This window comes from Asticcacaulis sp., assembly GCF_027484505.1.
Classification (GTDB): Bacteria; Pseudomonadota; Alphaproteobacteria; order Caulobacterales; family Caulobacteraceae; genus Asticcacaulis.
Window position 1 is genome coordinate 1 of sequence record NZ_JAIXSV010000312.1, and the last position, 13,163, is coordinate 13,163.

Below are 13,163 nucleotides of genomic sequence, written 5' to 3' on the forward strand. Positions count from 1 at the left end.
AGGGTCGCCGTCATCGACTTGGTGATAGAGCCCCAATGCCATTGATCTTCCATCTGCACGGCGATCTCGTCTTCGCTGGAGCGGGCCCCGGCGGCGAAGATTTCGGTATGCGTGCCACGTGACCACGCGGCCGCCATACCCGGTGTGTAGGCCGCCAGCCGCTTGTCGTTCAGCAACTCACGCGTCAGCGGCGGATAGACGGGCTCAGGAGTTGCCTCAGCCACCTCACCCCGCGTGAAGCGCAGCGGCAGGGGAGCACCCTGCGTAAAGGTGCCGTCGATATGGCGCTCGTCCGTCAGCGTGCCTTCGAAAGTCGCCTTGATCGCGACAAAGGCCAGCTTGATCCGCTCGTCTTCGATGGCGACGCTGGAGGCCGGAATGCGCGCATTGCCCTGATCGACACTGAACAGGGTTGCCCCCTTGGCGTCGATCTCCAGCCGCAGGGTCAGGCGTACCGCCCCCGCCACGAGCACGCCCGTCCAGCGTCCATGGAATGGGCTGTCTGCCGCCAGAGCGCGCGTCCCGGCCATCAGGCCAAAAGCGGTCATCAGCGACTGCATATGCCGGCGTGTCATCATCGGAAGTCCTCCCCTGTGCGTATTATACCGAGGGTCATTGAAAATGACTCTTGGTATGCCTTTCGAGACTGTCTCATGTCTTTGACACATATGAGACAGTCTCGAGTTTTCAACGGCCGGAGGCGGTCAGCCTCTTCGGCCGTTGGTATAAAGCATAGAGAATTGCGGCATGGGGTCGCTACTGAAATAATTGTAATGCAGCCCTCTTTGACAAAGGCTAGACTGAGGCCATGAACACGCAGGCTGATCTTATCATCGTTGGGGCCGGTATGGCCGGTATGACCGCGGCTCTGGCTCTGGCCAAGGGCGGACTGAAACCGGTACTGGTCGAGCGGCAACCCCTGTCTGAGCAGGTAGAACCGAGCTTTGACGGTAGGGCTTCGGCCATCGCCTATTCCTGTTTCCGCCAATGGCAGGCCCTGGGTGTGGGCGACGCACTGGAGCCCCTCGCCTGTCGCATGGACGAGATCATGGTCACCGACGCCCACCTGCCGGGCGCATCGACGCAGCGACCGTCGCCCTTCTTTTTGCATTTCAATGCCGCAGAAATCTCGGACCGCTCCGGCAATGAGCCGTTGGGCTATATGCTGGAAAACCGCCATATCCGGGCGGTCTTGTATGAGGCCGTGCAAAAGGCCGGTATCCACGTCATCTGCCCGGCCAGTGTCACGGGGATCGAGGAAACCGCCACCCGCATCCACCTGACGCTCAGCACGGGTGAGACCCTGTCCGCCCCCGTCGCCGTGGCGGCCGAAGGGCGCAAATCGGGCCTGCGCGAACACGCAGGCATCCGCACCATCCGCCGCGAGTATGGCCAAAGCGCCGTCGTCGCCACGGTGAAGATGCAATACCCGCATAACCACGTAGCCTACGAGTATTTCCTGTCGTCAGGCCCCTTCGCCATACTGCCACTGACCGATAACCGCGCCTGCCTCGTCTGGTCGGAAAGCCATGCCAAGGCTAGGGCACTGCTGGAAGTGCGGCCCGAACTGTTCCACGCCCACCTGATGCAGCGCTTCGGCGATTTTCTGGGTGAGGTCGAACTGACCGGCCCGAAATTCATCTATCCGCTGTCGATGGCGCTGGCTGAGCACATGTATCGCGGGCGTATCGCCCTTCTGGGTGACGCGGCGCACGGCATCCACCCCATTGCCGGTCAGGGGCTCAATCTCGGCCTCAAGGACGCGGCCGCCTTTGCCGAGGTCGTCATCGAAGCGGCGCGACTGGGCGAAGACCTGGGGTCGGAGCTGGTGCTGGAACGCTATGCGCAATGGCGGCGCTTTGAAAACGTCTCGACCTCGATGATCATGGACGCCTTCGTGCACCTGTTCTCGAACAACAATCCGCTGGTGCGGCCGCTGCGCGATCTGGGCATGGGCATTGTCAACAATATCGCCCCGGCGCGGCGCTTCTTTATGGAAGATGCCGGCGGCGCGACGGGCGACCTGCCGAAGCTGCTGCGCGGCGAACCGGTTTAGGTCTTCCCGATCACACCGGCCAGCAGGCGCGCTTCTGCCGAGCGCGACGACCCGGCGCGCCAGATGACGACGATGTCGCGATAGGCGTGGTCGGAACGCAGGTGGCGGATAGCCACAGAGGAGCGTTCGACCAGTCCGGATTCCACCGCCATTTCGGGCAGGAGTGAGACGCCCAGTCCGGCATCGACCATCTGCACCAGCGTATTGAGCGAGGTCGCCGCGAAACCGCCATTGAGCGCCTGATTAACATCGCCGGCGCCCGGCGCATTCCATTGGCAGGCCGCCAGGGCGTGATCGCGCAGACAGTGCCCGTCTTCGAGCAGGATCAGCTCCGCCGATTTCAGCGCCTCGGGCTCGACCTCATCCTGCTGCGACAAGGGATGGTCCTTCGGCATGACCGCCAGTATCTCGTCCTTGCAGATAAAGGCGTGGTCGAGCCCGCTCAGGTCATACGGCAGGGCGATCACTGCGGCATCGAGACTACCGCTTTTCAGTGAGGCGATCAGGCGTGAGGTCTGATCTTCGCGCAGGAACAGGCGCAACTGCGGAAACTCCTGCCGCAACTTCAGCAGGGCCTGCGGCAACAAAAACGGCGCGATGGTGGGAATGACCCCCAGACGGAAACGCCCGGCCAGCGGCCGATTGGCCCCCTTGGCCGCCTCTACCAGATCTTCGGCGCGCGCCAGTATGTCCTCGGCGCGGCGCAGGACGTCTTCGCCAATCGCCGTCATGATGACCTGCCCGCGCGAACGGTCGATAAGGCGCACCCCCAAGGCTTTTTCAAGCTCGGCAATGCCGGAAGACAGGGCGGGCTGTGACACAAAAGCGGCTTCGGCGGCAGCGACGAAACTTTTGTGCTCATTAAGGAGCTTGAGGTACTGGAGCTGGCGCAGGGTCGGTAACATGACGACCATATAAGCAATTTTTATTTAAATCGCAAATTTCTGACATCAGGCTTATGCGAATGGACCTGATGGCATAGTGAAAACTTAGATCATCACTGTCAGGGTGGGCTAGATCATTATGATTTCTGGTAGAAACATAATGATCTGGATTTTTGTTTAGCCCCTCGCCGGGCGGTGGCTGCGCCACCTTGGCCGCCGCCTCAATGGCGGCTTGAGCGGAATGATTCCAGTAGAAATCATTCCGCTCTAGATTGAAAGGAGGGGTCCATGACAGACCGCTTCGAACAGCAATCGCAGTCCCTGATGGACTATGCGGAACCGATGACAGTACCGCGTCTGGCGCGTCCGTTGACAGAGACAGACACGTCTGCCTCACAAGGCGTTCATCTCAAAAAACAGAAACTTAAGCCTGAAATCAAGTCTTTTGGGGCTCGAAACGCCGGGCCTGATCGACCAGCATAATCGGCACGCCGGAACGGATCGGAAAGGCCAGCCCGGCGGTTGGCGACAGCAGTTCCTGCGCGACCTTGTCGTAGGTCAGGGGACGGCGCGTCACGGGACAGACCAGCGCTTCGAGCAGACGCGGGTCGATTTCCGAGGTGTCGGGCACGGGCGAGTCGCTGGCCGGGGTTTCGATTTCGATATCAGACATGCGCTTCCCTTTTAGCTGAACAGCAGCGACGACAGCTTGCGGCGCCCGGCCTTGGTGATGTCGGACATCTGACCCGCAGCGGCAAAAATCTTGAACAGATACTCGCGCGCCTTCTGATTTTCCCAGTCGGGTTCGGCCTTGATGATAAACAGAAGCTCATCAATCGCCGCGGGCAGTTCACCCTGCCCGGCCAGACCACGCGCCAGATCGTAGCGCGCCGCATGATCAGCGGGGTCGGCGGTCAGACGCGCACGTAGGCCATCAACCTCTGTTGGCGCGCCATCGGCCAGTTCGAGCGCCGCCCGCAGCCCCTGAATATCAGCATCCTTGGCATCCGCCGGGGCCTGATCGAGAACGGCCTTAGCCTGTTCCGGCTCCCCGACCTTCATATACATCTTCGCCACACCGGCGATGGCTTTCAGGTTTTGCGGGTCCTGATCCAGCACGAAGGAATAGGCCTCCATGGCACCGCCCAGATCCCCCTGCTCCAGCGATTGTGCCGCCAGCGCCAGTGCGTCGTCGATCGACGGCGCACCGTCGTCACCACCGACGCCCAGCTTTTCGATGAAGGCCTTCAGCTCCGATTCCGGCTTGGCGCCCATAAAGCCATCGACCGGTCGCCCGCCGACAAAGGCATAGACGGTGGGGATGGACTGCACGCGCAACTGACCGGCAATGACGGGGTTCTTGTCCACGTCGATCTTGACCAGCTTCACCTTGCCATTGGCCTCGGTGACGACCTTTTCCAGTGCGGGGCCCAGTTGCCGGCACGGCCCGCACCAGGTCGCCCAGAAATCGACGATGACCGGCACGGTCTGCGAGGCTTCGAGCACCTCGGTGACGAAGGTGGCGTCGGAACCGTCGATAATGTGGGGGCTTAAGGCCATGATCTGCTCAACCTTTTTTCTGTATCATCTTCCTACTCAGGATGGGAAGCGAAGGCAATCGGCGCAAGGCATCGCGCTCGAATTATTCCGGTGACGCCTCTCTGGCGGGCTCACCGGGGGCTTCGCCCAAAGGCTCCGGGTCGCGGAAGGATGTAAGCGGCAGTTCCGGGATCAGGGTCGTAGCCAGAAGCCCCAGAATCGACACCAGAAACCCGGCAAACATCACGCCTTTGATGGCGTCTGAGATGGTATCACGCGCCACCGGATCAAGAGGTGCCCGTGCGCCCGCCCCTTGAACAGACATTTCTGTCTGACTGGCTAGTGCCATGCGTTCCAGTTCGGCCAAGGACAGAACCTGCTCATGAGTCGCGCTGGCCTTCGGGGCCATGACCATCAGATTGTGGGTTAGCACCGCACCGAAGACCGCCACCCCGATGGTCGAGCCGATCTGACGGAAAAACTGACCGGCGCTGGTCGCTACACCCAACTCCCGGCGCTCAACGGCGTTCTGCACCGCCAGATTGAACAGGCTTTGCGCCGGCCCCAGACCAATCCCGATCAGGGCGACGCGCCACACCACGTCCCACACCCCGGCGGTGTTGGGAAGCGTCGCCAGACACAGGGCACCAAGGGCGGTCAGGGCCGCGCCGCCCAGCATGATCAGACGGTACTTGCCGAACTTATGCACCAGAAAGCCCGAAACCGTCGCTGAGGCGATCAAACCCACTGTCAGCGGCATCAGGGCCAGTCCCGAAGTGGTGGCCGACTGGCCCAGCGCCAGTTGCATCAGCAATGGCAGGAAGGAGACCAGCCCCATAAAGGCCATGAAGATCAGCACCGAGGCCAGATTGGCACTGGCAAAAGTCCGATTACGGAACAAAGACAGGGACAGGATGGGATTTTCCACCCTGGCTTCAACCGCCAGAAAAGCGATCAGGGCAATGGCCGCACCGATAAACAGGCCCAGCACCAGCGGCGAGGTCCAGCCGTCTGTGCCGCCCAGACTTAAGCCGAGCAGAAATGGCAGGAAGGTCGCCAGCAGCAGAATGGCCCCGGCAAAGTCGATCTTGCCGCCCGTGCGATGCAGCAGCTTGGGCGTCTTGACCAGAATCATGAACAGGGCCAGTCCGGCCAGCGGCAGGTTGATATAAAAGACCCAGCGCCAGCCCGCTATGGGCAGACCAAACAGGTGGACCGTACCCATATCGGTAAAGAAGCCGCCGATCAGCGGACCGACCACGCTGGCAATACCAAAGGTCGCACCGAACAACCCGCCCAGCTTGGCGCGTTCGCGCGGCGGATAAAGGTCGGCAATCACCGCAAAGGCCGAGGTCATCAGCGCCGCACCACCCAGCCCCTGAATGGCGCGAAAGACGATCAGTTGCACCATGCCGCCGCCCAATACGGGCAGGTCGCCAAATTCTCCGGCCATACCGCACAGGCCTGAGCCGAGGATGAAGATGATGACGCCGATGACCAGAATCGGTTTGCGGCCATAGATGTCCGACAACTTGCCATAGATGGGCACCATGACGGTCGAGGCCAGAAGGTAGGCCGTGGTCACCCAGGCGTAGAGATCAAGCCCCGACAAATGCGCCACAATGCGCGGCATAGCCGTGGAGACGATGGTCTGATCCAGAGCCGACAGGAGGAAGACGATCATCAACGCGATGACCGTGACCCGGCGCTCGGCGGGCGTAAAGGTTTGCGGCGTATCCATGCGGCCCTCTGATGTGCGTTCCACACACCATACCGGCAGTACCGGCGATCGCGCTACTGCAATCGTTTCGATTCACTCAGGAAGCACGCCAGCGCCTTATGCGCCGCGGCCTCTGTGGTCAGGGACGGAGAGCGCAGGCGGTCGTGAAAGACAGGACGAGTGTGCCATCCCCTCATCGGTGCAGAGAAACGCTCAAGCCAGCGCAGCCCGGCAAAAACCGCTTCCTGCTGAGGCAGGATCAGGTTCGGGCTATCGAGTCGTATCCGCGCCAACAGATGCCAAGTATCGGGGCCATCCCCGCTGTCGTCGCGCACGACCGTCAGGTCCTCAAAGTCATCAGGGGTAAAGTGCCGCTGCAACCGGTGCCGCCCGCGCGTCACGGTCAGGGTGAAACACCCGGGCCGAATCTCCCATTGCTCATCCGGAGACCAGACGCCAAACACAACAAAGGCCAGCCCCACCGAGAGGCCACCAGCGATAATGAAACCGAAAAACAGGCTAAGCACCGACAGAGGCCAAAGACCCCGCCCCAGTTCGACCACCACCATCACAGAGGCGAACACGCCCGCCCCGATCAGCATCCAACGAATAAAGACCGGCATGGGGCCGCCCAGGCGGATCACCGCTTCCGGATCATCAAAGCTTTGGGCATCCATGCGATTTCGTAACAGAGATCGGTGAAATAACCGCGACCGACCCGGTTAAAACGTTATTTCGCTCAAATTGAGCCGAAATAACGTTTTAACTTTTTGGTTTAACGCGCTTTTTATCCAAAAAGTGCATCACACTTTTTGGAAAGCGCTCCGATCAGCCCTGCATATCCAGCGAATAGCCCGCCGAGCGCACCGTGCGGATCGGATCGTAGTCGGTATCGGCATTGAGCGCCTTGCGCAGGCGGCCAATATGCACATCGACCGTGCGGGCTTCGACATAGACATCGTTGCCCCACACGGCATCGAGCAGTTGTTCGCGGCTGAACACGCGCTTGGGGTGCTGCATCAGGTAATCGAGCAGCTTATATTCCGTCGGCCCCAGATGCACGTCACGGCCCGAACGCTGCACGCGGTGCGACAGACGGTCGATAACGATTTCGCCGAAGATGACGCGGTCTTCCGACAGGCCGGGACGGATGCGACGCAGAACGGCGCGGATGCGCGCGACCAACTCGACCATCGAAAACGGCTTGATCACATAGTCGTCTGCCCCCGTATCGAGGCCGCGGATACGGTCGGTTTCTTCCGAGCGCGCCGTGAGCATAACGATGGGCAGGTTGCGCGTCTCGGTCTGGGCGCGCAGGCGGCGGGTGACTTCGATGCCCGACACCTTGGGCATCATCCAGTCGCAAACCAGCAGGTCCGGCTGACGCTCATTGATCATCATGAGGGCTTCGTCACCATCGATGGCAACCCCTACCTCATAGCCCTCTTTTTCGAGGTTATATTGCAGAAGCGTGGACAGGGCGTCTTCGTCTTCGGCGATAATGATGTAGGGTTTTACGCTCATGACAGTTCCTGATGGCCCCTATAGGGTGGACATTTTCGGGCGATCATCGACATAGTCTTCGCCCGTGATTTCGTAATGGATATGTTCGGCCATATTGGTCGCGTGATCACCGATCCGCTCCAGATTCTTGGCCATAAACAGGATGTGGGTGCAGGCCGAAATGGTGCGCGGATCACCCATCATGTAGGTCAGAAGCTCACGGAACAGCGCGTTATAGTGCTCATCCACCTCGGTATCCGACGACCACACGGCCATGGCCATGTCGAGCTTGCCGGACTTATACGCATCCAGCACATCGCGCAGGCGCGACGACACCAGCTTGCCCATGCGCTCAATCGAGCGCGTCAAAGGCGACATCGGCTCGGCCTCAGCGATCACCAGCGAGCGCTTGGCGATGTTTTTGGCCAGATCACCCGTGCGCTCCAGCGAGGTGGCGATCTTCATCGCCGCCACCGTCTTGCGCAGGTCCGCCGCCATCGGCTGACGCAGGGCGATCAGGCGGATACATTTGCGTTCGACGTCACGTTCCAGCTCATCGAGCTTACGGTCACGCTCAATGACGCTTTGCGCCAGCGCCACATCACGGCGCGCCACGGCTTCGACCGCGTCGGCGACCTGCGCCTCGGCGAGCCCGCCCATCAGCATCACTTCCGCGCTGAGCTGGTCGAGTTCTTCGCCGTAGGTTCTGACGATGTGATTGTTCATGACGTAAGGTTCCTTACCGAAAGCCCATATGTTGAATTTGTGACAAGCTTATTACACCATGCCGCTCACAGCGGCAAAACTGTCATTTTTCGCTTAGCGCGCGTTCACAAACCCAACCGTGGGGCTTTCCTTGTAGCGACCGGGCTGAGGGAAGCAGGCGGTGAAGCTGGTATAGGTCTCAACCGGTCCGGTCGGGGCGACATCCAGCCCGCCATAGGGCAGAAGGTCCTTATCCGCCAGCGCCGAGGGCTTGGCGACGGACTCGACCCCAAGGGCCCCGCGGTGTCGGTTGATAATGTGTTTGACGATGGCCAGCCCCAGCCCCGTCCCCAGCCGATCACCTGATTTTTGGCCCTCAACACGGTAGAAACGCTCGGCCAGTCGTGGCAAAAATTCGCGGCGGATGCCCGGCCCTCGGTCGGTGACGCGCACCACGGTGTACCAGGCCCCGCGCTGATCAGGCCTTAACAGCACCAGCTTGGACGCCGCCGGGTCACGCACGCCAAAGGCCTCTTCGAGGGTGCAGTCATTGAAAATTTCGATGTCTATGGTCGAGCCGGCCGGGGCGTATTTCAGCGCATTGTCCGAAAGGTTTTGCACGACCTGCAACACCTGATCGCGGTCCGCGGTCAGGAAGTACTGGCCCGGTGGCGGCCCCTTAAGCGAAAGAGCGACCCCCTTTTCCTGCGCCAGAATACTGAGGCTGTCCATTACATCGCGCGCACATAGCGAGATATCGGCCTCGCCCGACGGTGGCACGTGTTCGTTCATCTCGATGCGGCTAAGAGACAGAAGGTCCTGTATCAAACGCCCCATACGGTCGGCCTGCGACGCCATAATGTTGAGGAATTTGTCCCGCGCCTTGAGGTCGTCCTTGGCGTGACCGCGCAGGGTTTCGATAAACCCGGTCAGCGAGGCCAGCGGCGTGCGCAATTCATGTGAGGCATTGGCGAGGAAGTCGGCACGCATCCGCTCGATGCGGCGGATGTCGGTTTCGTCCCGGATGACCAGCAGCGCCAGACGGCGCAGCCCCCCTTCGGTCACCGGCAGGGGCGAGGTCCAGGCGCGCCAGAACTTGTCCTGAGCCCCGGAGGTTTCGAAGACCGTGTCGCGTTCGATATTGCCGAACAGAGCCTCATCGACGGCCTCCAGCACTTCGGGATAGCGGAGCGAAGAGACGAGCAGACCGCCCTCCTTGGCTATACCGAAGGCTTCGACGGCCGCGGTATTGGCGAAGACGATCCAGCGGCCAGCTATGTCATTGGGCTCAATGCCCGACACGATCATCACCGGATCAGGAATGGCGCGCAGCACCTCCTGAAAGCTCGGCCCTTCCGGCTGCACGCGCACGCGCTCCGGAACCGGCACCACATCGGGTACGACGGTGTTTTTGTGGCGTTGCAACTCGCTATAGGTCACCAGCAGGCTTACGGCCAGGATACCCACCGCCACCCATACCAGCCACTGCGCGCCCGGTGACATCAGGGCAAGCGCGATCAGGACCAGAAGGCCCAGAACCAGAGGCAGAAAGATGCGCTTGCGGGGTTGCGCCGCCATATATGTCGGCTCCTGATATTGCGGTGCCCATAAGACCCCGGCGTGCGTTAACAACCTGTTATCCATCAAAGGTCTCCACCCCGGTTTTTATGGGCAGGACCTAAGCTGATTTGAAGACAGAGGCGTGACAGGGCGGTTAAAATTCAGGGCGGGTCTGTTAACCCGATTGAGAAGCGGTTTCAGGGCCGGGTCTGACCGCTGCCGCGCACCACATATTTGAAGGTCGTCAGTTGTTCAGCCCCGACAGGGCCGCGCGCGTGCATCCGGCCCGTAGCAATGCCGATTTCCGCCCCCAGTCCGAATTCCCCGCCGTCCGCGAACTGCGTCGAAGCGTTCCAGATGACGATGGCGGAATCGACTTCGTTGAGGAAGGCTTCGGCGGCTTGCGGGTCTTCGGTGATGATGGCCTCGGTATGCTGGGTGCCATAGGTGCGGATATGCTCGACCGCTTCGCTGAGGCCATTGACCACGCGCACGGCCAGTATCTTGTCGAGATATTCGGTGCGCCAGTCGTCTTCGGTCGCTGCCATCATCGGCTGAATGGCGCGCGCCGCTTCGTCACCGCGCAGTTCGCAGCCTTTTTCGATCAGGGCCAGGGCGATACGCGGCAACAGGGTCCCGGCCACGGCCTTGTCGATCAGCAGGGTTTCGGTCGCTCCGCACACCGAGACGCGGCGCATCTTGGCATTCAGCACAATAGAGACCGCCTTGTCCGCATCGGCAGCAGCGTGGACATAGGTGTGGTTCAGCCCTTCGAGGTGGGCCAGAACCGGCACCCGCGCTTCGGCCTGTACCCGCGCCACCAGCGACTTGCCGCCGCGCGGGATGATCAGGTTGACCGCCTCATTCAGCCCGCCCAGCAACAGCCCCACAGCGTCACGATCAGCCGTCGGCACCAGTTGCACGGCGGCGGGCAGATTGGCCTCGGCAAAGGCCTGTTCAAAGGCGACGAAAATGGCCCTGGCCGAGTTCAGCGCCTCGGACCCGGTGCGCAGGATGGCCCCATTAGAGGAACGGATACACAGGGCCGCCGCATCGGCAGTCACGTTCGGACGCGATTCATAGATGATGCCGATAACGCCGATGGGGGTGGAGACGCGGGCAATATCGAGCCCGTTCGGACGCTCCCAGCGCGCCAGTTCCTTGCCCACCGGATCGGGTAGGGCCGCCACCTCTTCAAGGCCCCTGGCCATAGCTTCGACGCGATCCGGATTGAGCACCAGACGCTCCACCATGGCGCTGGACAGACCCTTCTGTGACGCCGCCTCCACATCGGCCGCATTGGCGCTCAGAATAGCGTCCTGCTGGGCGCGGATATGTTTGGCCGCGCTGAGGATTAGTTGGGTGCGCGCCTGCGGCCCCGCCAGACGCAGTGCCTCAGCCCCCGCCTTGGCCTTGGCGGCCAGATCGGTCATCAGTTGGGAGAGGTCAAAGGGGGCGGCGGTGTCCATGATCGGTTCCGTCTAAGATTAAAGACATAAGGGGCTAGGCAGCGGTGCGGCAGGCCTTCTAAAGCCACCGCCGCATCAATTTCCTGCCTGCAAAATAGGCAGCCGACAAGATAAAGCCAATGGCAATTGCCAAAAACGACAAAAGGGGAAAGACAGTCCACCATTGGTCTTCAGGAGGCTCAGGGGCATAAGGATTGGGATAATTTACCAAACCCACCAAATAAAAAATAACCGGTATGGAGATGATGCTGAGCGCGGAAATCATCCGATATTTGCCCCGTAACAGATGCGGGACAAAAATAGCGAGCATCCCCTGCACAGGAATGGTGAGTGTAAGGAAATCAAATACAGGCGACGCTACATTTTCCATCCTACACCATCACCAGATCGTCACGGTGGATCACCTCATCACCTGAGGTGTATCCAAGTATCGTCTCAATGTCCTTGCTCGCTCTGCCCTTAATGGCAGCAATATCGTCCGAGCTGTAGGCCGCGATACCGCGCGCCAGTTCGCGCCTGTCGTGCAGGACCGACACGCTGTCGCCCTTATCGAACAGGCCTGCTACCGAACTGATGCCAGACGGCAGCAGCGACTTACCCGAAGCGAGCGCCTTTGCGGCCCCGGCGTCGATATGGATTTGTCCCGCCGGCACCACCGTCCCGGCGATCCACGCCTTGTAGGCCGCCCCCGATGAGCCTTGCGCGGCAAACAGGGTGTAGCGCGCGCCCTGCCCCAGCGCCGACAGGGGCCGCAAGGCCTGACCGTTCATGATGGTGGTCGAACAGCCCGCGGCCCCGGCGATGCGCGCCGCGGCGATCTTGGTCGCCATGCCGCCCGTGCCTACCCCGGCAGCGGCATTGGCCCCCCCGGCCATGGCTTCGATGTCCGGCGTGATGGTTTCGACCACAGCGATATGTTCCGCTGAGGGATTATTACGCGGATCAGCCGTGTAGAGCCCGTCAATATCCGACAGCAGCACCAGCGCCTCAGACCGCACCAGCATGGCCGCCCGCGCCGCCAGCCGGTCATTGTCGCCATAGCGGATTTCTTCGGTCGCCACGGTGTCGTTCTCATTGACGATCGGCACAACGCCCAGCTTGAGCAGGGTATCCGCGGTTTCGCGGGCATTGAGCCAGCGCCGGCGACGTTCGGTATCTTCGCGCGTCAGCAGGACCTGCGCCACCTTGATTCCGTGTTCGGAAAACACCTCATCCCAGGCGCGCATCAGGATCGGCTGCCCGGCGGCGGCGGCGGCCTGTTTGCGATCGAGCGGCAATTGCCGCGTGGTGAGCCCCAGATAACGCCGCCCCAAGGCGCCTGCCCCGGAGGAGACGATCATCACCTCAACCCCGGCCTTACGCAACCGCGCCACGTCCTCGGCCAGACCGCGCATCCACAGCGTATTGGCCGCGCCCGTTTGCGGATTGACGATCAGGGCCGAGCCGACCTTCAGCGTCACGCGCTTCGCCTGCGCGATATGCGCCGGAAAGTCCGATTTTATGGCCGCGACCGTCATGGAAAGTCTTTTCTCAGGCGTCTGAAAATGATAGGCCCGCCGCGACGGTTTTATCGCGGGCGAAACCCTTGCGCCTATTAGCGGACAATCCCTTCGCGAAGCAAGAAGGGTTTGAATGCTTTTAAGAAATGGTAACAAAATGAACTATATCGGCACGCGCGGTTTCAAAGATCAACGCAGCTTTGCGGGCGCCCTGCTCGACGGTCTGGC

General features: G+C 61.1%; 12 protein-coding genes and 1 pseudogene. 1 reads left to right on the top strand and 12 read right to left on the bottom strand.

Annotated elements, in window-relative coordinates:
* A pseudogene (locus tag Q0072_RS18415) lies at window positions 1–578 on the bottom strand (serine hydrolase); the annotation flags it as partial.
* Window positions 579–808: 230 nt separating this feature from the next.
* Here Q0072_RS18415 and Q0072_RS18420 point away from each other — a divergent pair.
* Window positions 809–2,056, top strand: coding sequence for a UbiH/UbiF/VisC/COQ6 family ubiquinone biosynthesis hydroxylase (locus Q0072_RS18420; RefSeq protein WP_298333016.1), 1,248 nt, complete (start codon window positions 809–811; stop codon window positions 2,054–2,056).
* Here Q0072_RS18420 and Q0072_RS18425 read toward each other — a convergent pair.
* The 11 genes from Q0072_RS18425 to proB form a co-directional block, all read right to left on the bottom strand.
* Window positions 2,053–2,961 carry a hydrogen peroxide-inducible genes activator gene (locus Q0072_RS18425; protein WP_298333025.1) on the bottom strand — a complete coding sequence of 303 codons (909 nt, stop codon included), beginning with the start codon at window positions 2,959–2,961 and terminating at the stop codon, window positions 2,053–2,055. The two genes, Q0072_RS18420 and Q0072_RS18425, sit on opposite strands and share 4 nt — an antisense overlap.
* Window positions 2,962–3,376: 415 nt before the next feature.
* Window positions 3,377–3,613 (bottom strand): Trm112 family protein, encoded by a 237-nt coding sequence (locus tag Q0072_RS18430; protein ID WP_298333017.1) that lies wholly within the window; start codon window positions 3,611–3,613, stop codon window positions 3,377–3,379.
* Between the two features lie 11 nt (window positions 3,614–3,624).
* A complete protein-coding gene (gene trxA, locus Q0072_RS18435; protein ID WP_298333018.1) occupies window positions 3,625–4,500 on the bottom strand; it encodes a thioredoxin in 876 nt (291 codons plus the stop codon).
* A gap of 82 nt (window positions 4,501–4,582) precedes the next feature.
* Window positions 4,583–6,220 (bottom strand): MDR family MFS transporter, encoded by a 1,638-nt coding sequence (locus tag Q0072_RS18440; RefSeq protein WP_298333019.1) that lies wholly within the window; start codon window positions 6,218–6,220, stop codon window positions 4,583–4,585.
* 53 nt (window positions 6,221–6,273) lie between these two features.
* Window positions 6,274–6,876, bottom strand: coding sequence for a hypothetical protein (locus tag Q0072_RS18445; RefSeq protein WP_298333020.1), 603 nt, complete (start codon window positions 6,874–6,876; stop codon window positions 6,274–6,276).
* A gap of 151 nt (window positions 6,877–7,027) precedes the next feature.
* Entirely contained in the window at window positions 7,028–7,723 is a 696-nt protein-coding gene (gene phoB, locus Q0072_RS18450; RefSeq protein ID WP_126422343.1) for a phosphate regulon transcriptional regulator PhoB, read from the bottom strand.
* A gap of 18 nt (window positions 7,724–7,741) precedes the next feature.
* Window positions 7,742–8,428 carry a phosphate signaling complex protein PhoU gene (phoU, locus tag Q0072_RS18455; protein ID WP_126422341.1) on the bottom strand — a complete coding sequence of 229 codons (687 nt, stop codon included), beginning with the start codon at window positions 8,426–8,428 and terminating at the stop codon, window positions 7,742–7,744.
* 93 nt (window positions 8,429–8,521) lie between these two features.
* A complete protein-coding gene (locus Q0072_RS18460) occupies window positions 8,522–9,985 on the bottom strand; it encodes a histidine kinase dimerization/phospho-acceptor domain-containing protein (protein WP_298333021.1) in 1,464 nt (487 codons plus the stop codon).
* A 179-nt stretch (window positions 9,986–10,164) separates the two neighbouring features.
* Window positions 10,165–11,436 (bottom strand): glutamate-5-semialdehyde dehydrogenase, encoded by a 1,272-nt coding sequence (locus tag Q0072_RS18465; protein WP_298333022.1) that lies wholly within the window; start codon window positions 11,434–11,436, stop codon window positions 10,165–10,167.
* Window positions 11,437–11,494: 58 nt separating this feature from the next.
* A complete protein-coding gene (locus tag Q0072_RS18470) occupies window positions 11,495–11,806 on the bottom strand; it encodes a hypothetical protein (RefSeq protein ID WP_298333023.1) in 312 nt (103 codons plus the stop codon).
* Between the two features lies 1 nt (window position 11,807).
* On the bottom strand, window positions 11,808–12,953 hold the full coding sequence (gene proB, locus Q0072_RS18475; RefSeq protein WP_298333024.1) for a glutamate 5-kinase: 1,146 nt from the start codon (window positions 12,951–12,953) through the stop codon (window positions 11,808–11,810).
* Window positions 12,954–13,163 lie beyond the last annotated feature (210 nt).